Source organism: Paraburkholderia sp. 22099, from assembly GCF_052045835.1.
GTDB classification, from domain to species: domain Bacteria; phylum Pseudomonadota; class Gammaproteobacteria; order Burkholderiales; family Burkholderiaceae; genus Paraburkholderia; species Paraburkholderia terricola.
Window position 1 is genome coordinate 193,597 of the sequence record NZ_JBQEPU010000007.1, and the last position, 18,645, is coordinate 212,241.

Consider the following 18,645-nt stretch of genomic DNA (forward strand, 5'->3'; position numbering starts at 1 on the left):
TATTGAACGCGCCACCTTTTGCGATTCGGAGTCCACCATGCTCGCAGCCGTGCTTCACGAACCCAAACTGATCCGCATCGACGAAGTCGATCCGCCCGAACCCGGCAAAGGCCAGGTGCGGGTGCGAGTGCGCGCCGGCGGCATTTGCGGTTCCGACCTGTCCTACTACTTCAAAGGCAAGAGCGGTGATTTCGCGGTGCGCGAGCCCTTCGTGCTCGGTCACGAAGTGGCGGGCGAGATCGATTCGCTCGGCGAGGGCGTGAGCGCGGAGAGTCGCTTGACGCGTGGCCAACGTGTCGCCGTGAATCCGGGGCTGGCTTGCGGAACTTGCCGCTTTTGCGTGAGCGGGATGCCGAACCATTGCCTGAACATGCGCTTCATGGGCAGTGCCTCGACCTTTCCGCACACGCAGGGCATGTTCCGTCAATACATCGTCGTGGCGGCGCGGCAGTGCGTGCCCGTGCCGGACGGCGTCGACTTCGCTCAGGCCTCGATGGCCGAACCGCTCGCCGTCGCGCTGCATGCGGTGAAGCAGGCCGGTTCGCTGGTGGGCGCGAGCGTGCTCGTGGTCGGCTGCGGTCCGATCGGCGGCATTCTGCTGACGGTCGCGCGCCGCGCCGGCGCGCACCGCGTGGTCGCGCTCGATCTGTCGGACCGGGCCTTGCAGGTCGCTCGTCAACTCGGCGCGGACGAGGCCGTGAACGCGGCGGACACCGCCACGATCGACCCCTGGTCCGCGGAGCGCGGCACATTCGACGTCGTCATCGAAGCGTCAGGCAGTCCCGCCGGTCTCGATACGGCGCTGCGCTCGGCGCGCGCGGGCGGCACGGTGATTCAGGTCGGCAATCTGCCGGCCGGTCAATCGCCGGTGGCGGCGAACCTGGTGATGTCCAAGGAACTCTGTTATCAAGGCTCGTTTCGCTTCACCGGCGAATACGCGATTGCCGCCGACGAAATCGCTTCCGGCAAGATCGACTTGCGGCCGTTGATGACGCACGCCTTCGCGATGAACGAGGCGAATCACGCATTCGAAGTCGCGCTCGACCGCGCGCAGTCGATGAAGGTGCATCTGAACTTCGACTGAATCCCGGCGCTTGCACAGGCATTGCGTTGGCGATGCCTTGCACGGCGAATCACATCATCAAGCCGTTCAAACGCCCGTGAAGAGGCGAACTGAAGGAGACACCCAATGATCAAGAGTCAACGCTGGTTCGTCGTCGCGCTGCTGTTTCTGGCCGGCGTCATCAATTATCTCGACCGCGCCGCGTTGTCGATCGCGGCGCCGTTGATCCAGAAAGACCTGAACTTCTCGCATGCGCAAATGGGCATCGTGTTCAGCAGTTTTTTCGTCGGCTATGCGCTGTTCAATTTCGTCGGCGGCGTGTTGTCCGACAAGATCGGCGCGAAACGCGTGTTCGGCACCGCGATGGGCGTGTGGTCGGTGTTCTGCGGCGCGACCGCGCTGGCCACCGGCATCGGTTCGCTGATCGTGCTGCGCGTGTTGTTCGGCATGGGCGAGGGGCCGTTCAGCTCGTCCAACAGCAAGATGGTCAACAACTGGTTCCCGCGCAGGGAAGTGGCGAGCGCGATCGGCGTGATCAGTTCCGGCACGCCGCTCGGCGGCGCGCTGGCGGGGCCGGTGGTCGGTTTCATGGCGGTGCGGTTCGGCTGGCGTTGGGCCTTCGTCGCGATCATGCTGCTGGGACTCGTGTGGCTCGTCGTGTGGGCCGCGATGACCACCGAACATCCGCATGAAAACGCGCGCGTGACGCCGCGCGAGGCGGAACTCATCCGCGCGGGCCAGGCGGACGAACATGTGATCGCCCATTCGGCGGACGGCGCGAAGCTCGGCCTTGGCCACTTCCTGCGCAAGCCGATCATTCTCGCGACCGCCTTCGCATTCTTCTCGTATAACTACGTGCTGTTCTTCTTTCTGTCGTGGTTTCCCACGTATCTGACCGAGGCGCATCACCTGAGCCTGCGCGACATGAGCATCGCGACGGTGATTCCCTGGGTGCTCGGCAGCGTGGGGCTCGCGTCCGGCGGCTTCATCTCGGACTTCATCCTGCGCCTGACCGGCAAGCCGCTGCTCTCGCGCAAGCTCGTGCTGAGCACCTGCCTCGGCGCCGCGGCGGTATGCGTCGCGCTGGCCGGCCGTGTCGCCAGCACACAGAGCGCGGTTGCGCTGATGTCGGTATCGATCTTCTTCCTGTATGTGACGGGCGCCGTGTATTGGGCGGTGATTCAGGACACCGTGCCGCGCGAACACGTGGGCGGCGCGGGCGGCTTCGTGCATCTGCTGGCCAATCTGGCCGGCGTGATCGGACCCGCGGTGACGGGCTTCATCGTCGAGGCGACGCATGGCGCTTATGGCAGTGCGTTCGTGCTGGCGGGCGCGATTGCGGTGCTCGGCGCGCTGTGTTCCCTGGTATGGATTCGCGAGCCGCGCGCCGGTGCGTTGAGCATGAAAAGTGCATGGTAGTATGGTGCGACGTTCGCGCGAAACCACGGAATGAATTTTCGCGGCGCGCAACGTCCCACTTGAAATCACTCGCCGCTTTTCGCTGTTTCGACATGCCGACCAAGAACGTCCACGCCGCCAAGCCTTCTGTTTCCGCCAATGCAACGCCTGGCGCCGCGCCTCGCACACGACGCCGGTCGAGCGTGCAGGCAGGCGCGCGTGCCACCCTGCCCGATCTCACTGCCAACGTTTCTTTCGATACGCACGAGCCGATCGGCAAGCAGATTTTCCGCGCATTGCGGCAGGCGATTTTCGTCGGACAGATGGTGCCGGGCACGCCGCTTTCGGAGAAGGAAGTGTCCGACATGTTTCAGGTGTCGCGGCAGCCCGTGCGGGAGGCGTTCATCAAACTGGTCGAAGCCGGCGTGTTGCAGGTGCTGCCGCAACGCGGCACCTTCGTTAAGCGCATTTCGCCGCGCCAGGTGCGCGAAGGCCGCTTCATTCGCGAGGCGATCGAGACCGCGGTGGTGCGCAAGGCGGCCGTTTCGATCACCGACGCGCAGTTGCAGGCGCTTGCCGACAACCTCCGTGACCAGAAGCTCGCCGCGAAATCGAACGATACCGCCGCATTCCTCGCACTCGACGAGGCGTTTCATTACGCGATCGCCCAGGCCATCGACTGCACGGCCGCATGGGAGACGATTCAGGACATCAAGGCCCAAATGGACCGGGTGCGCTATCTGAGCCTGCCCGACGTGTCGCCGCTTGATCTGCTGATCAAGCAGCACGCGAAGATTCTCGCCGGCCTGCGTGCTCACGATCCGGCCGCGGCTGAAGATGCGATGCGCCGCCATCTGCGCGAGATTCTGACGTCGCTCGGGCCGATTGCCGAGCGCAACCCCGCGTGGTTCGAAGCGGATGAGCCGGAGCGCGTGCCGCTGTCGATCTGATCGAACGCGTGGCGACAAGCCACGCGCCGCAAAACCACGCTCCCTGCTCCAACGCGTCAAACGATCCGTGCGCCGGCGCGATAAGTCGCGCGCGGCACCGGTAACGCGCCGAGCATCGTCACGCGCACGAAGTCCGCGCGCAAACCCGGTTCGATCGCGCCGCGATCCTGCAAGCCGGCGGTGCGCGCCGGTTCGGCGGAGACCGTCGCCATCGCGCGCGGCAAACTCCAGCCGGCCTTGTCGACGAGTTCGAACACGGCGGTCAGCAAACTGGACGGCACGTAATCCGACGAGAGGATGTCGAGCAGGCCGGCTTGCGCCAGTTCGAGCGCCGACACGTTGCCCGAATGCGAGCCGCCGCGCACGATGTTCGGCGCGCCCATGATGGTCGAAATGCCGTGCTCGCGCGCCGCTTGCGCGGCGATGCGCGTGGTCGGGAATTCGGCGAGCACGATGCCTTCGGCTCTCGCCTGTTCGACGTGCTCGATCAACGTGTCGTCGTGGCTCGCGACCGGAATGCCGAGTTGCTTGCAGCGCGCGACGATCTCGCGGCGATGCGCGTCGGCATAGCGCTCCTGCTCGATCGACAGTTCAGCGAGCGCGGTCGCGACGTGTTCGTCGCTCAGCTTGCCGTCGCGTTCCTGAAAGCGGCGCCATTGCTCGCGGTCATGCCACTGACGCTGACCGGGCGTGTGATCCATCACCGAGGCGAGCCGCAGCAGCGGATGCGCGCATAACGAATCGAATACTTCGACCACGTCGGCGGTGGCGATTTCACAGCGCAGATGCAGAAAGTGTTCGGCGCGCAGCAGATTGCGCTCGGAAAAGCGCGTGAGCGCCTCGGCGCATTGCGTTTGCAGATCGCGGCCACGCAGCCCGACGTTCGAACGCGAACCGATGGCGAGCGCGTCGAACACGGTGGTGATGCCGGCGGCCGCCACTTGCGCGTCGTGAATCACGAAGGCGGCATCGGTGTTCCATTGCACGCCTGGACGCGGCGCGAGATGCTTCTCAAGGTTATCCGTGTGCAATTCGATCAGGCCCGGCAACAGATAATCGCCGTCCCAATCTTCCGCTTCGAGCGCCGCGGTCGTGCCGCGCTCGACGCCGCGAATCACGCCGTGCTCGACGCGGATCATGCCGGTGAAAACTTCATCTCGCGTCACGATGCGAGCGTTTCTGATCAACATCGAGTGGCTCCGTGGTGAGTCCGTTTTGAATGCCAGTGTAGTACCGTTTGATGCCGCTCACTGACGCAGAGGCGGCCTCAGTTCGAGACGGCGCGTGGCGACCTTGTGGCGCGTATCTTCATCATGAAAGATGCCGACGATCGCCGCGCCGCGCTCGCGCGCCTCGACGATCAGATCCGCGACCACGTCGCGATTCTCCGCGTCGAGCGAGGCGGTGGGTTCATCGAGCAGCAGGAGCGGATGCTCCGCGATCAAGCCGCGCGCAATGTTCACGCGCTGTTGCTCGCCGCCCGAGAAGGTGGCGGGCGCGAGCGTCCACAACCGCTCGGGCACGTTCAGCCGGGCGAGCAGCGCAGCGGCGCGCGCCCGCGCCTCGTCTTGCGCCACACCGCGCGAGAGCAGCGGCTCGGCGACCAGCGTGAGCGTCGGCACGCGCGGAATCACGCGCAGAAACTGGCTCACGTAGCCCACCACCGCGCGGCGCAGACGCAATACGTCGTGCGGTTCAGCGCCGGTCAGCGACACCGGTTGCCCATCGTTCGCCGCGTCGCGAATCGCAATCGAGCCGCGGCTTGCGAGGTAATTGCCGTACAGGCAGCGCAGCAGCGTACTCTTGCCCGCGCCGGAAGGTCCGACCAGCACCACGCATTCGCCGCGCTCGACATCGAGCGAGACGCCCGTGAGCGCTTCGATCCGCACGCCGCCCTGGCCGTGCAGCGTGAAGGTCTTGCCGAGGCCGACGGCGCGCAGCATCAACGCGCGGTTGTCGATGAATGGCTGCGAGTGCGCGCCTGTTTCGATGGATCGCATTGTGAGCCTCAAACCGGCAGAACCGAGGAAACCAGCGTTTGCGTGTAAGGGTGCTGCGGATCGTCGAGCACCTGATCGGTCAATCCCGCCTCGACCACTTCACCGCCTTGCATGACCATCAGACGATGCGCGAGCAAGCGCGCCACGCCGATGTCATGCGTGACGATCAGCACCGACAGATGCAGCGTGGAAGTGAGCGTGCGCAGCAGATCGAGCAGACGCGCCTGCACCGACACGTCGAGCCCCGCCGTGGGTTCGTCCATGAAAACGAGGCGCGGCGCGGTGACGAGATTGCGCGCGATCTGCAAACGCTGCTGCATGCCGCCCGAAAACGCGGCGGGGAATTCGTCGATACGCAAGGCATCGAGTTCGACGCGCTCCATCCATTGCGTCGCCGCGTGGCGGATATCGCCATAGTGGCGCGCGCCCACGGCCATCAGCGGCTCGCCGATATTCGCGCCGGCTGAGACGCCGCTGCGCAATCCGTCGCGCGGGTTCTGCTGGACGAAGCCCCACTCGGTGCGCATTAGGAGACGCCGGCGCGGTTCCGACAAAGCCAGCAGATCGAGCTTCTCGCCATGCGTGGCGGTGTAATGGAGCGAGCCGCCATCGGCCGCGGTTTTCAATGCGAGCGTATTCAGCAGCGTGGTCTTGCCCGAGCCCGATTCGCCGACGATGCACAGCACCTCGCCCGGATACAGATCGAAGCTGACGTTCCTGCAACCGTTGCGGCCGCCGTATTGTTTGCTCAGCGCGCGCGCGCTCAACAGCGGCGTCATGCGGATTCTCCTTCGCGCGCATCAGATGCTTCGGGCGCGGGCAGCGCGAATTCGCGATCGCCGCGGCGTTCGTGGCAGTAGTCGCTATCCGAGCAGACGAACATGCGTTTGCCCGCATCGTCGACGATCATTTCGTCGAGGAAACTTTCCGTCGATCCGCACAGCGCGCACGCATGTTGCCATTGCTGCACCTCGAACGGATGATCGTCGAAGTCGAGACTGCGCACCGGCGTATAGGGCGGAATGGCATGAATGCGCCGTTCGCGGCCGGCGCCGAACAATTGCAGCGCGGGGTTCATATGCAACTTCGGGTTGTCGAACTTCGGGATCGGCGAGGGCGAAGTCAGATAGCGGTTGTTGACGATCACCGGGTAATCGTAGGTGGTGGCGATGCTGCCGTGATGCACGATGTCCTCGTACAGCTTCACGCTGATCAGGCCGTAATCGGCGAGCGCATGCAGCTTCTTGCATTCGGCGACGCGCGGCTCCAGCCGGAATAGCGGTTCGGGCATCGGCACCTGATAGACCAGAATCTGCTTGTCGGTGAGCGGCGCTTCGGGAATGCGGTGACGTGTCTGGATGATCGTCGCTTCGGTGGTGCGCCGCGTGGTCGCCACGCCGGTCGTGCGAGCGAAGAAACGGCGGATGTTGACCGCGTTGGTGGTTTCGTCGGAGCCCTGGTCGATGACCTTCAGCGTATCGCGCCTGCCGATGATCGCCGCAGTGACCTGAATGCCGCCCGTGCCCCAGCCGAACGGCAACGGCATCTCACGCGACGCGAACGGCACCTGATAACCGGGCACGGCCACCGCCTTGAGCAACGCGCGGCGCAGCATGCGCTTGGTCTGTTCGTCGAGGTAGGCGAAGTTGTAGCCGTGCGCGGCGCTGTCGTATGACGCGGTGGCATGAATCGAGTCGGGCGCGTTCATGCTGCCTGCTCCTGATCGTTCGATCCGTTCACGCTTTCACCCTGATCGCGCGTGGCGTGCCGCGCTCGCAAGCGCCGCACGAGTTCCAGCTCCGACTGAAAGTCGACATAGTGCGGCAATTTCAGATGCTGAACGAAGCCGGACGCCTCGACGTTATCGCTATGCGAGAGCATGAATTCGATGTCTTGCGCCGGCGAGCCGAGCGTTTCGCCGAGTTCCTCGGCACGCAACGCGCGATCCACCAGCGCCATCGCCATCGCCTTGCGCTCCGAGTGGCCGAATGCAAGACCGTAACCTTGCGTGAACGTGGGCGGCACCTCGCTGCTGCCGGCGAACTGGTTGATCATCTGGCATTCGGTAATGTCGATGTCGCCGATCTCAACCGATTCGCCCAATTCGTCGAGTTCCATTTCAACGGCAATCGTGCCGAAGCGTATCTCGCCCGCAAACGGATGCGAGTTCGCGTAGCCGCGCTGTGTCGCGTAACCCATCGCAAGCAGGAAGCCTTCGTCGCCGCGCGCGAGATTCTGCAAGCGCGTGGCGCGGCTCGCGGGAAAGGCGAGCGGTTCACGCGTCAGATCGTGCGGTTGCGGCGCGTCCGGCGTGGGGCGTTCCTGTTCGATCAGACCTTCGTTGTCGAGCAGCGTGACGACGCGCGGCATCGTCTCCGTTTCGGGCGGTGGTGCTTGCGGTGAACAGGCAGGGCTTGAACCCGTATCCGTCGCGGCGTGACCCTCGGCGACCAACGCGAAATCCAGCAGACGCTGCGTGTAATCGTAAGTCGCGCCCAGCAACTGGCCGCCGGGGACGTCCTTGAACGTGGCCGAAATGCGGCGCTCCACCTGCATCGCCTCGGTATCGATCGCCTGCGTATAGCCGAAACGCGGCAGCGTGGTGCGGTAGGCGCGCAACAGGAAGATCGCTTCGACCAGATCGCCGGCGGCCTGCTTGATCGCGAGTGCGGCGAGTTCTTCATCGTAGACCGAGCCCTCGGTCATCACGCGCGCGACGGCGAGGCGCAATTGCTCGCGAATCTGCGCGGCGCTGAGTTCGGCGAGCCGCGTGTCGCCGCGGCGCGCTTTGTCGAGCAGACGCCACGACGCTTCAATGGCGCGCTCTCCACCCTTGACGGCAACGTACATCAGTTCACCTTCGCTTGAGTTGTGCGCGGCAGGCCGATCAATTCGGCGCCGCAAAGCAGATAGCAATCGATGCCGCACGGAAAGAGCGGCGCGAGGGCCGCGCGTTCGCGCCAGAAACGCGCGGGTAGTCCGACGGGCGCGATGGTCTGCGTGTGCTGAATGCCGGGGCCGCTCAATACGATCGGCGTTCCGCCTGTTAGCGCGTCCACGCGGATCAGCAACGTCGCCGACTGTTCAGGCGATTCCGCTGAACCGAGTGCGAAGCATTCGAGCGCCGGCATCGTGTCGGCGTCGTGGATATACGCGAAGGCGGCTTGCGCGGCTTCGTCGGCGAGCGGCGCGCCGGTATGAAAGCGCAATGCGGAAGCCAGCGCCGCGTCCGGTTGCGCGAGCCATACGGGCGTGGCGTAGTCGCATAGCGTCAGCAGCGCGGCAAATGCGGCGAACTCGGCGCGCGTCGCCCGCGCGTCAGGCAAGACGTTTTCGATGACACCGACCGTGCCCGGTCGCGACAACGCGTCGAGCAGCGTGCGGAATACCGCTTGCGTATCGTGGACAGGGTCCGCGAAACCCGGCGTCAATTCAGCTAATGAGGCGGCCAATGCCATTCGCGAGTTTTCCATCATTCGCCCCGGACCATCGTGAAGAATTCCACGCGCGTGGCCGCGGCGTCTCGCCGCCGCTCGGCGCGCAGAGCCGCCTGCCGCGCTGCGAACGGCTCGATCAACTGCCGATGCAAGGCCGCGTGATGCTCGGGCGTTTGCAGCAACGCATCGGCCAGCGCGGCCAGTTCGGCGCGGCGGCGGTCGCGGCCCAGATGACACGCGACGCCGACGGCCGGCGCGGCATTGCCCGCCACGCGCAAACGCAGCGTGGCGCGCGTGACGGTGGCTTCGCCGAGATTGAACGGATCGCCGCTGCCGCCGACGCGGCCGCGCACCATCGCGAGGCCGATTTCAGGAGGACGCAGCCAGTCGTACGAGGGGACGGCCACGCCTTGCAACGCGCGCTCGAATGCGGCTTCGAGATCGGCGCGCGGCGTGCGGGCCAGCACGGCCATCCAGGCGCGCCGCATGGCGGAGGAAGGCGAGGCGGAAGTGGCGCTCATCGAATGTCCTGTTGATCCAGCGAGTGCTCATTTGACCACTTATTCATCTAAACGTCTAGACGTCTATGCGCGTACATCGACGTTTCATATTTCCATCACCGCTTGCGCACTACAATGCACGTCATGGCGAATATTTGAACCCAGGGGAATGACAGCACCATGACATCGAACGACAGCGCGACGCCGGGCACGACGCTCGAACGCGGCGCGGGCGTTGCCGTCTGGCGGCAGATCGAGCAGATTCTGGCCGCCGAAATCGCCGCCAGCGGTTTCGGAGAAGAAGGGCGCTTGCCGAGCGAGGGGGAACTGGCGAAACGCTTCGACGTGAACCGGCACACCGTGCGCCGGGCCATGCTGGGTCTTGCCGCATCGGGACTCATCAGCGTCGAGCAGGGGCGCGGCACCTTCGTGCAACCCGGCGCGATCGACTATTCGATTGGCCGACGCACGCGCTTCACAGAAAACTTGCGTCAGCAGAATCATGCGGCGGCGGGCAAGATGTTATCGGCCGTGCGTGTGAAGGCCGAGCCGACTGTCGCGAAGGCGCTGGGCCTGCGCGCCGGTGCGCCGGTTTACCGGATCGAATCGCTGCACGAGTCGGACGGCGTGCCGATCACGTTCGCGCGCAACTGGTATCCCGCCACGCGTTTTGCCGACTTGCCCGCTGTGCTCGAACGTACCGGCAGTATCACCAGGTCGATGGCCGAATTCGGCGTGAACGACTACCTGCGCAAGTGGAGCCGTATCGGCAGCGTGCTGCCCGATCCAGAGGTGGCGCGGCGTTTGAACATCAACCGGCAGCAGCCGGTGTTGTGGGTCGAGAACGTCGACGTGGATCTGCAAGGCACGCCGGTCAAATACGGCTTCACGCATTTCGCCGCGGACCGCGTGCAACTGCTGGTGGAGCACGACGTATGAGCGGCGCGGCGTGGAACAAGGGCGCGCGTTTTGCCGTGTATTACGCGCCGTCGCGTGAGTCGGCATGGTGGCGCGCCGGCTCAACGTGGCTCGGCCGCGACGCGGAAAGCGGCGAGCCGTGCGAGCCGCCGCAGCCGCAAGGCTTGACGCGTCCGCTGCGAGAGTTGACGGAAGCGCCGCGCCGCTATGGTTGGCACGGCACGCTCGTCGCTCCCTTTCGGCTCGCCGACGGCGTCACGCAAGACAATGTGCTGGACGCAACGCGCGCATGGGCCGAGACGCAAAGTCCCTTCATGCTGCCGGTGGAAGCGGCGACGCTCGGCGATTTCGTCGCGCTGCGTCCCGCCGATCAGCAAGGCGAGGCGAACCTGCGCGCCGTCGCCGCCAGCGCGTTGCACACGCTCGGCGCACTGCGCGCGAGATCATCCGCCGCCGATCTTACGCGCCGGCTCGCCGCGCCGTTGAGCGAACGGCAACGCGCGTTGCTGATCGAATGGGGTTATCCGTATGTGCTGGACGAATTCCGTTTTCACATGACGCTATCCGGTTCGCTCGCCGACATCGATGAGCGCGCGACGCTGGTGGCTTGGTGGCAGGCGCAAACGCCGGTGCTCGGGCCGCTTTCGATCGACCACGCCGCGTTTTTCGTCGAACCGGCGCCAGGCGAGCCGTTCGTGCTGTGGCAGCGCGTGCCGTTCAGACCCGCGAGGTGAAATAACAATGACAGGTCGTTTGATCTATGTGATGGGCCCGTCCGGCGCGGGCAAGGATTCGTTGCTGAGCTTCGCGCGCAAGCACTTGATGGGCGAGCCGATTCTGTTCGCGCATCGCTATATCACGCGGCCGAGCGGCAATGGCGAGGAGCATGTGGCGCTGAGCATCGAGGAATTCGCCGAGCGCTCCGTGCTCGGTCTGTTCGCGCTCGAATGGTCGAGTCACTCGTTGCGTTACGGCATCGGCATCGAACTCGATGCGTGGCTCGCGCGCGGTTGCACGGTGGTCGTCAATGGGTCGCGGCAGCATGTACCGCATGCGCTGGCGCGCTATCCGCGTGCGGAGATCGTGCACGTCGACGCCGCGCCGCATATTCTGGAAGCGCGGCTCGGCGCGCGGGCGCGTGAATCGGCGGAACAGGTCGCGGCACGGCTCGCGCGCCGCGCGCCGTTTTCGTTGCCCAGCGGCGTGCGCTGCACGACGATCGACAATTCCGGCGCGCTCGAGGAAGCGGGGCATGCGCTGATCGCATTTCTCAAGTCGGAAGCCGACGTTCGATAAAACGCGTTACGCCGCGGCCGCCATGCGCTCCCTGGTCGCTTCCTGCAAGCACGATACGAATTGCAGCACGGCGGGCGTGGGCAGCAGATCGCGCCGCGAAATGATGCTGAGGTCGTAATTCGGCAGTGCCTCTTCGATTTGCGCGACGCGTATGCCGAGCGGCGCGACCCTTTCCGCGAGCGGCCGCGTGAAGCAGCCGATCACGTCGGTTTGCGACACCAGCCCCAGCGTCACCGCGAACGACGACGGCGCGCGCAGCAGCCGCTTCGGCACGGGCAAGCCGTGCGCGTTGAACATCGCCATCATCACGCTGTGCGGAAAATGATCGGCGCCGACAGTTGCGATCCACTCCGCGTCGAGCAGTTCATGAAGACGCGTGACGTTCGCAAGCGGATGCCCGGCCCGCATCGCGACGACGAATTGCGTCGAGTAGAGCGGCGCTTGCACCAGATCGCTGTCGAGCGCCTGCACGTGATGAATCGCCGCGATGTCGAGTGCGCCGTTGCGAAGGCGCGCAACCGCGTCCGGTATCGTCACTTCCTCCAGATGCAGATTCACCAGCGGCATCGCGCGGCGAAACTTCGAGACGGCATGCGGCAACGCCGTTAACGCGATCGACGGCATGGTCCCCACGCTCACCTTGCCGGCGAGTTCGCCCTTCACCTGTTCGACCGCTTCAACCGTGCGCCGCACGTCGCCGAGCAACTGCTCGGCGCGCGGCAACAGCGCGTGCCCGCATGCGGTCAACTCGATGCCGCGCACGCTGCGCACCATCAGTTCGGCATTCAGCGCGCTCTCCAACTCGCGGATCGTATGCGTGACGGCCGGTTGCGTCACGCCGAGTTCGCGCGCGGCGGCACGCAGGCTGCGGTGATGGGCGGCGGCGACGAACGCTTGCAACTGCTGGAGCTTCATGAGGGTAAGCCCGTATATAAAACTTGTTTATCGGGGTGAAAAAAACAGCATCTTATTCGAACAAAATGGCGTGGCTATAGTGCTTGCCTGCTTTTGCCCGCTTTTTGCCTGCCTGTCAGCCGATTTGTCACCCCTTTCGTCAACCGTTTAGCCGCCTCATGCGGCGTGTATCCCTGGAGCAATAGATGAGCGAAGCCGCGCGTTTTACCGAAGTGTCCGACCTGATGCCCGCCGCCGAAAGCCTGCGCGAGATTCGCCACCACATTCATCACCATCCGGAACTGGCTTACGAGGAAGTGCAAACGGGTGCGCTGGTGGCGGAGAGGCTCGAACAATGGGGCTGGCGGGTGACGCGCGGCGTCGGCCAAACGGGTGTGGTGGGCACGCTGAAGGTGGGCGACGGCAAGCGCAGCATCGGCATTCGCGCCGACATGGACGCGCTGCCGATCATCGAGCAAACCGGCCTGCCGTACGCGAGCGGCACGCACGGCAAGATGCACGCATGCGGCCACGACGGCCATACGGCCATGCTGCTCGGCGCCGCGCAGCATCTCGCCGCCACGCGCAATTTCTCGGGCACCGTGCATCTGTATTTCCAGCCGGCCGAGGAAAGCGGCATCGACAGCGGTGCGCTGAAGATGATCAACGACGGTTTGTTCGAACGCTTTCCCTGCGACGCCGTGTTCGGCGTGCACAACCATCCGGGCGAACAGCCGGGCGTGCTGCTGTTTCGCAAGGGGCCGTTCATGTCGGCGGGCGACAAGGCGATCATCACCATCGAAGGCGTCGGCGGCCACGCGGCGCGTCCGCATCTGACGGTCGATCCGGTGGTGGTGGCGGCGAGCATCGTGATGGCGCTGCAAACGATCGTCGCGCGCAACGTCGATCCGTCGCAGCCGGCCGTGGTGACGGTCGGCTCGATGCATGCGGGCACCGCGAACAACGTGATCTCGAGCAGCGCGAAGCTGGAGCTGAGCGTGCGTTCGTTCAGCCCGGAAGTGCGCGCGCTGCTGAAGAAGCGCATCACCGAACTCGCCGAAAGCCAGGCCGCGAGCTATGGCGGCAAGGCGGTGGTGGAGTACATCGAGGGCTATCCGGTGGTCGTCAATTCGGACGCGGAAACGGATTTCGCGGTGGAGGTGGCGCGCGAACTGGTCGGCGACGACAAGGTGATCGCGCAGAGCGACATGCTGATGGGCAGCGAGGATTTCGCCTTCATGTTGCAGAAGCGGCCGGGCACGTTCCTGCGCATCGGCAACGGCGCGGGCGAGGACGGCTGCATGGTGCACAACCCGCATTACGATTTCAACGACCGTAACCTGCCGGTCGGCGCGGCGTTCTGGGCGCGGCTGGTGGAGCGGTATCTCGGTCAGTGAAGGGCAACGGGCGACCTGCATGCGGCGCGCGTGAGACGCGCGCCTTCATCGCCATCACCCGCGCCGCGCCACCATCTCCGACACCGTCTGCGCCGCCTGCTGCAGCGGTTCAAGAAACGCCTTCACCATCTGTTTGGCCGAATTGCGCTGTGCATTGCCGCTGATGTTCATCGCCGCGATCACGCGTCCCTGGCGGTTGCGAATCGGCGCGGACAGCGAAATCAAGCCGCCTTCCAGTTCCTGATCGACGATCGCCCACCCCTGGCGGCGCACCTGCGCGATCAGCTTCTTCAACTCTTCTTTATCGGTGACCGTGCGCGGCGTGTGCGCATAGAGCGGCGTCGAGCCGAGCGTCGCGTCGAGCGTTTCGTCGTCGAGCGCGGCCAGCAGCACGCGGCCCATCGACGTGCAATACGCCGGCAAGCGGCTGCCGATCGACAGGTTGATGGTCATGATCTTGTGAGTCGGCACGCGCAGCACATAGACGATTTCCGTGCGATCGAGCACGGCCGCCGAGCAGCTTTCGTGGACCCGCGCCGACAGTGCTTCCATCACCGGTTCGGCGAGATTCCAGAACGGCATCGAGGTCAGATACGCGAAGCCCAGGTCGAGAATCTTCGGCGTGAGGCGGAACAGCCGCCCTTCGGCTTCCACGTAACCGAGCGTTTGCAGCGTCAATAGAATGCGACGGGCGCCTGCGCGTGTGAGCCCGGTGGCGGTCGCGACGTCGGTGAGCGTCTGTTCGGGGCGGCTGGCGTCGAACGCGCGGATCACGGCGAGGCCGCGCGCGAACGACTGCACATACGAGTCGCCCGGCTTCTCCGGGGCCGGTTCGGCGCTGGCGGGAACGGCGGAAGACGGCGGCAGGGCTTTGCTCATGGGCCTTGAAAGTGCGTGCGAGGAAATGCGCGCGAGCATCGCGCGGACTCGGCCGGCGGCGATGCGGCGCAAAGGCGTGACGATAGCTTAAGCCTTCCGTTTCGCCAACTTTGCGCCGTCTTACTTCAAAACACTCAGGGTTTGCATGGATGCACGCTGCATCGAAAATTTGTATGATGACCCGACGACATGACAAATCGAGGCATCGATGTTCGACAAGATTCCTGCCCGGGCACTGAGCGACACGGTTGCCCAGCAGCTGCTCAAGCAGATCGACAAAGGCGCGTTCCCGCGCGGCGGCAAGCTGCCGACCGAGGCCGTGCTGGCGCAGCAGTTCGGCGTGAGCCGCACGGTGATTCGCGAGGCGATCTCGCGGCTGAAGAACGAAGGCGTGGTCGAGCCGCGCCAGGGCAGCGGCGTGTTCATCGCGGCGCACGGCGCGGTCCGGCCGCTGCGCATCGACTACGCGGAAGCCGTCGAGCCCGGCTCGGTGGTGCAGATCCTCGCGCTGCGGCGCGCGATCGAGGCGGAAGTGGCCTCCGAGGCCGCGATGCGCCGCAGCGATGCCGACATGATGGCGATCGACAGCGCCCTCGCCAAAATCGACCAGGCGGTGGCCGAGGGCGAGGAGGGCGTCGCCGAGGACGTGGCGTTCCATCGTGCGATCGCGGCGGCAACAGGCAATCCGTATTTCCTCAAGACACTCACGTTCCTGAATCAATACCTCGAAGCCGGCACGTTCGTGACGCGGCGTAACGAAGCCTTGCGCGAGGACTTTTCGCGTCAGGTGCGCGAGGAGCACGCGGCGATCGCCGCCGCGATCCGCGCGGGCGATCCGATGGCGGCGCGCAACGCGGCGCGCACGCACATGTACAACGCGGCGCGGCGTCTCGCGGAAGCGGGGATCTGCTGAACCGAGCGCGGAACTGAGCCGGTCCAGGTGCCGCGGGCGCATCAGCGGTTAACGAATTTTCAGAGGTCAAGCATGTCCAGAAATGTCGGTGTCATCGGTCTTGGTGCAATGGGCCTGGGTGTCGCGCGCTCGCTGCTGCGCGCGGGTTTTCGGGTTCACGCATGCGATCTGCGCAGCGAGGTCCTGCAGGCGTTCGTCGCGGAAGGCGGTGTGGCCTGTGCGACGCCCGCCGAACTCGGCGCGCAATGCGAAGTGGTCGTCACGCTCGTGGTCAATGCCGCGCAAACCGAGGCGGTGCTGTTCGGCGACCAGGGCGCGGTCCCGGCGATGAAGCCAGGCGCCGTGGTGATTTCGAGCGCGACGGTCGCGCCGGACTTCGCGATCGAACTCGGCAAGCGCGTCGAGGCGGCCGGTTTGCAGATGCTCGACGCGCCGGTTTCGGGTGGCGCGGCGCGCGCCGCGTCGGGCGAGATGACGATGATGACCTCCGGTCCCGACGCCGCCTATGCCGCGTGCGAGGACGTGCTCGCGGCGATGGCGGGCAAGGTGTACCGCCTCGGCTCGGCGCATGGCGCCGGCTCGAAAGTGAAGATCATCAATCAGTTGCTGGCCGGCGTGCATATCGCGGTGGCCGCCGAGGCGATGGCGCTCGGCTTGCGCGAAGGCGTCGATCCCGACGCGCTGTACGAGGTCATCACGCACAGCGCGGGCAATTCGTGGATGTTCGAGAACCGCGTGCCGCACATTCTGAAGGGCGATTACACGCCGCTGTCGGCGGTCGATATTTTCGTCAAGGATCTCGGCCTCGTGCTCGATACCGCGCGTCGTTCGAAATTCCCGCTGCCGCTTTCGGCGGCCGCGCATCAGATGTTCATGATGGCGTCGACCGCCGGCCACGGCGGCGAGGACGACTCCGCGGTGATCAAGATCTTCCCCGGCATCGACGTGCCGGCGGCGCAGTAAGCACGGGAGCGAGCCATGACGTCCCCATCGAAACGCGCGCTTCTGGGCTGCATCGCCGATGATTTCACCGGCGCCACCGATCTCGCCAACATGCTGGTGCGCGGCGGCCTGCGCACGGTGCAGACCATCGGCGTGCCCGAGTCGAATGAAACCATTGAAGCCGACGCGCTGGTGGTCGCGCTGAAATCGCGCACGATTCCCGCCGCCGACGCGGTCGCGCAATCGCTCGCCGCGCTCCACTGGCTGCGCGCGCAAGGCTGCCGCCAGTTCTTTTTCAAATACTGCTCGACGTTCGATTCAACCGACGCCGGCAATATCGGCGCGGTGACGGATGCGTTGCTCGACGCGTTATCCGTCGACGCGGCAAGCGCGGCCTTTACGATTGCATGCCCGGCATTCCCCGAGAACGGCCGCACGATTTATCGCGGTCATCTGTTCGTCGGCGATGCGTTGCTGAACGAATCGGGCATGGAAAACCATCCGCTCACGCCGATGCGCGACGCGAACCTCGTGCGCGTGCTGCAACGGCAGACGCAATCGAAGGTCGGTCTCGTGCGTTACGACGCCGTCGCGCAGGGCGTTTTTAAGGTACGTGAAGCGTTCGGCGCACTGCGCGGCGACGGCGTGCGGATGGCGATCGCGGACGCGGTCTCCGACGCGGATCTGTACGTGCTCGGCGAAGCCTGCGCCGACCTCACGCTGATCACGGGCGGTTCCGGCGTCGCGCTGGGTTTGCCCGCGAATTTCTGGCGCGCCGGCTTGCTCGCGGAACAGGCCGACGCCGCGCAATTGCCGCGCGTCGAAGGCTGGTCGGTCGTGCTGGCCGGCAGCGCGTCCAAGGCGACCAACGCGCAAGTGGCGGCATGGCGCGAGACGCGCTCGTCGTTTCGCATCGATCCGCTAGCGGTCGCGCGCGGCGAGCCGGTGGTCGAACAGGCGCTGGCGTTCGCACAGGAGCACTTCGATAAGGCGCAACCCGTGCTGATCTACGCGACCGCCACGCCCGACGAAGTCAAGGCGGTGCAGCGCGAACTCGGCGTCAACGAAGCGGGGCATCTGGTGGAAACGACGCTGGCGTCGATCGCACGCGGCTTGCGCGAACGCGGCGTGCGCAAGTTCGTGGTGGCGGGCGGCGAAACATCCGGCGCGGTGGTGCAGGCGCTCGACGTGCGCACGCTGCGCATCGGCGCGCAAATCGACCCGGGCGTGCCGGCTACCGCGACGACCGGCGCGGAACCGCTTGCGCTCGCGTTGAAATCAGGCAACTTCGGCACGACCGATTTCTTCGAAAAAGCGCTGCGTCATCTCGAAGGAGCCGCGCCATGACCGGCGCGCCCGCACTGCACGTCAACGATGAAGCCAGGGTCCGCGAGGAAATCTGCGTGAGCGGCGCGAGTCTTTATCAGCGCGGCTACACCGTGGGCACCGCCGGCAACATCAGCGCGCGCCTGAACGACGGCTGGCTGATCACGCCCACCGACGCCTGTCTCGGCCGGCTCGATCCCGCCGAGATCGCCAAGGTCGATTTCAACGGTAACGCGGTGTCGGGCGGCAAGCCGTCGAAAACACTCGCGCTGCATCGCGGCATTTATGCGCGCAACGGCGAGGCGCGCGGCATCGTCCACACGCACTCGACGCATCTGGTCGCGTTGACGCTCGCGGGCGTATGGCGCGACACCGACGTATTGCCGCCCATCACGCCGTACTACGTGATGAAAGTGGGCCACGTCCCCCTGATTCGTTATCGACGCCCAGGCGACCCGCAAGTGGCCGAACAGATCGCCGCGCTTGCCGATACCGTGCGCGCGGTTCTGCTCGAACGGCTCGGTCCGGTGGTGTGGGAGCGCTCGGTGGCGCACGCCGCCTATGCGCTGGAAGAACTCGAAGAGACCGCGCGCCTGTGGTTGATGACGAATCCGCGGCCCGCGCCGCTTGATGAAGCAGCGCTCGAAGAACTGCGCACCGTGTTCGGCGCGCGCTGGTAAGAACCTGACATACACAATGCCGGACGACACCGCGATGCGGTGCGCACGGCAA

General features: G+C 65.5%; 20 protein-coding genes. 11 read left to right on the forward strand and 9 right to left on the reverse strand.

Annotated elements, in window-relative coordinates; genetic code table 11:
• Window positions 1–37 precede the first annotated feature (37 nt).
• The 3 genes from ACTJLC_RS09560 (at window position 38) to ACTJLC_RS09570 (ending at window position 3,411) form a co-directional block, all read left to right on the forward strand.
• Window positions 38–1,084: an L-idonate 5-dehydrogenase gene (locus ACTJLC_RS09560; RefSeq protein WP_083081252.1), complete on the forward strand. Its 1,047-nt coding sequence runs from the start codon at window positions 38–40 to the stop codon at window positions 1,082–1,084.
• 105 nt (window positions 1,085–1,189) lie between these two features.
• Window positions 1,190–2,482, forward strand: a complete 1,293-nt coding sequence (locus ACTJLC_RS09565) for an MFS transporter (RefSeq protein WP_083081251.1) — start codon at window positions 1,190–1,192, stop codon at window positions 2,480–2,482.
• Window positions 2,483–2,574: 92 nt separating this feature from the next.
• Window positions 2,575–3,411, forward strand: a complete 837-nt coding sequence (locus ACTJLC_RS09570; protein ID WP_083082934.1) for a GntR family transcriptional regulator — start codon at window positions 2,575–2,577, stop codon at window positions 3,409–3,411.
• A gap of 56 nt (window positions 3,412–3,467) precedes the next feature.
• On the opposite strand, the gene ACTJLC_RS09575 is transcribed toward ACTJLC_RS09570, so the two are convergent.
• Genes ACTJLC_RS09575 through phnG form a run of 7 tightly spaced genes read right to left on the reverse strand, consistent with a single transcriptional unit; the run spans window position 3,468 to window position 9,369 of the window.
• On the reverse strand, window positions 3,468–4,601 hold the full coding sequence (locus tag ACTJLC_RS09575; protein WP_083081249.1) for an alpha-D-ribose 1-methylphosphonate 5-triphosphate diphosphatase: 1,134 nt from the start codon (window positions 4,599–4,601) through the stop codon (window positions 3,468–3,470).
• A gap of 57 nt (window positions 4,602–4,658) precedes the next feature.
• Window positions 4,659–5,411, reverse strand: coding sequence for a phosphonate C-P lyase system protein PhnL (phnL, locus tag ACTJLC_RS09580; protein ID WP_083081247.1), 753 nt, complete (start codon window positions 5,409–5,411; stop codon window positions 4,659–4,661).
• Window positions 5,412–5,419: 8 nt separating this feature from the next.
• The gene (phnK, locus tag ACTJLC_RS09585) at window positions 5,420–6,190 is read right to left on the reverse strand and encodes a phosphonate C-P lyase system protein PhnK (protein WP_083081245.1); all 771 of its coding nucleotides are present in this window, start codon (window positions 6,188–6,190) and stop codon (window positions 5,420–5,422) included.
• Entirely contained in the window at window positions 6,187–7,119 is a 933-nt protein-coding gene (locus tag ACTJLC_RS09590) for an alpha-D-ribose 1-methylphosphonate 5-phosphate C-P-lyase PhnJ (RefSeq protein WP_310318378.1), read from the reverse strand. Before ACTJLC_RS09590 ends, phnK begins: the two co-directional genes overlap by 4 nt.
• Window positions 7,116–8,261, reverse strand: a complete 1,146-nt coding sequence (locus tag ACTJLC_RS09595; protein WP_114164261.1) for a carbon-phosphorus lyase complex subunit PhnI — start codon at window positions 8,259–8,261, stop codon at window positions 7,116–7,118. Before ACTJLC_RS09595 ends, ACTJLC_RS09590 begins: the two co-directional genes overlap by 4 nt.
• Entirely contained in the window at window positions 8,261–8,884 is a 624-nt protein-coding gene (gene phnH, locus ACTJLC_RS09600; RefSeq protein ID WP_310318381.1) for a phosphonate C-P lyase system protein PhnH, read from the reverse strand. The genes ACTJLC_RS09595 and phnH overlap by 1 nt, the downstream gene beginning before the upstream one ends.
• Window positions 8,884–9,369 (reverse strand): phosphonate C-P lyase system protein PhnG, encoded by a 486-nt coding sequence (phnG, locus tag ACTJLC_RS09605; RefSeq protein WP_073427304.1) that lies wholly within the window; start codon window positions 9,367–9,369, stop codon window positions 8,884–8,886. The genes phnH and phnG overlap by 1 nt, the downstream gene beginning before the upstream one ends.
• 159 nt (window positions 9,370–9,528) lie before the next feature.
• Here phnG and phnF point away from each other — a divergent pair, with 159 nt between their 5' ends.
• From phnF to phnN, 3 genes are read left to right on the forward strand one after another with little or no spacing between them, the layout of a single operon-like run.
• Window positions 9,529–10,287 (forward strand): phosphonate metabolism transcriptional regulator PhnF, encoded by a 759-nt coding sequence (gene phnF, locus ACTJLC_RS09610; protein ID WP_073427305.1) that lies wholly within the window; start codon window positions 9,529–9,531, stop codon window positions 10,285–10,287.
• Window positions 10,284–11,000 carry a DUF1045 domain-containing protein gene (locus ACTJLC_RS09615; RefSeq protein WP_440843724.1) on the forward strand — a complete coding sequence of 239 codons (717 nt, stop codon included), beginning with the start codon at window positions 10,284–10,286 and terminating at the stop codon, window positions 10,998–11,000. The genes phnF and ACTJLC_RS09615 overlap by 4 nt, the downstream gene beginning before the upstream one ends.
• Before the next feature lie 7 nt (window positions 11,001–11,007).
• Window positions 11,008–11,562 (forward strand): phosphonate metabolism protein/1,5-bisphosphokinase (PRPP-forming) PhnN, encoded by a 555-nt coding sequence (gene phnN, locus ACTJLC_RS09620; protein ID WP_073427307.1) that lies wholly within the window; start codon window positions 11,008–11,010, stop codon window positions 11,560–11,562.
• A gap of 6 nt (window positions 11,563–11,568) precedes the next feature.
• Here phnN and ACTJLC_RS09625 read toward each other — a convergent pair whose 3' ends face one another.
• Window positions 11,569–12,477: a LysR family transcriptional regulator gene (locus ACTJLC_RS09625; RefSeq protein ID WP_073427308.1), complete on the reverse strand. Its 909-nt coding sequence runs from the start codon at window positions 12,475–12,477 to the stop codon at window positions 11,569–11,571.
• A 185-nt stretch (window positions 12,478–12,662) separates the two neighbouring features.
• Here ACTJLC_RS09625 and ACTJLC_RS09630 point away from each other — a divergent pair, with 185 nt between their 5' ends.
• Window positions 12,663–13,853, forward strand: coding sequence for a M20 aminoacylase family protein (locus tag ACTJLC_RS09630; protein ID WP_310318388.1), 1,191 nt, complete (start codon window positions 12,663–12,665; stop codon window positions 13,851–13,853).
• Window positions 13,854–13,907: 54 nt separating this feature from the next.
• On the opposite strand, the gene ACTJLC_RS09635 is transcribed toward ACTJLC_RS09630, so the two are convergent.
• Window positions 13,908–14,732 carry an IclR family transcriptional regulator gene (locus tag ACTJLC_RS09635; protein WP_073427310.1) on the reverse strand — a complete coding sequence of 275 codons (825 nt, stop codon included), beginning with the start codon at window positions 14,730–14,732 and terminating at the stop codon, window positions 13,908–13,910.
• Between the two features lie 208 nt (window positions 14,733–14,940).
• Between ACTJLC_RS09635 and ACTJLC_RS09640 the strand changes: the two genes are divergently transcribed.
• The 4 genes from ACTJLC_RS09640 to otnC are packed head-to-tail and all read left to right on the forward strand — an operon-like array spanning window position 14,941 to window position 18,593.
• Entirely contained in the window at window positions 14,941–15,645 is a 705-nt protein-coding gene (locus ACTJLC_RS09640) for a FadR/GntR family transcriptional regulator (RefSeq protein ID WP_083081219.1), read from the forward strand.
• A 27-nt stretch (window positions 15,646–15,672) separates the two neighbouring features.
• Window positions 15,673–16,608: an L-threonate dehydrogenase gene (ltnD, locus tag ACTJLC_RS09645; RefSeq protein ID WP_374709888.1), complete on the forward strand. Its 936-nt coding sequence runs from the start codon at window positions 15,673–15,675 to the stop codon at window positions 16,606–16,608.
• A 15-nt stretch (window positions 16,609–16,623) separates the two neighbouring features.
• A complete protein-coding gene (gene otnK / locus ACTJLC_RS09650) occupies window positions 16,624–17,934 on the forward strand; it encodes a 3-oxo-tetronate kinase (protein ID WP_310318393.1) in 1,311 nt (436 codons plus the stop codon).
• Entirely contained in the window at window positions 17,931–18,593 is a 663-nt protein-coding gene (otnC, locus tag ACTJLC_RS09655) for a 3-oxo-tetronate 4-phosphate decarboxylase (RefSeq protein ID WP_083081215.1), read from the forward strand. The genes otnK and otnC overlap by 4 nt, the downstream gene beginning before the upstream one ends.
• Window positions 18,594–18,645: the final 52 nt, after the last annotated feature.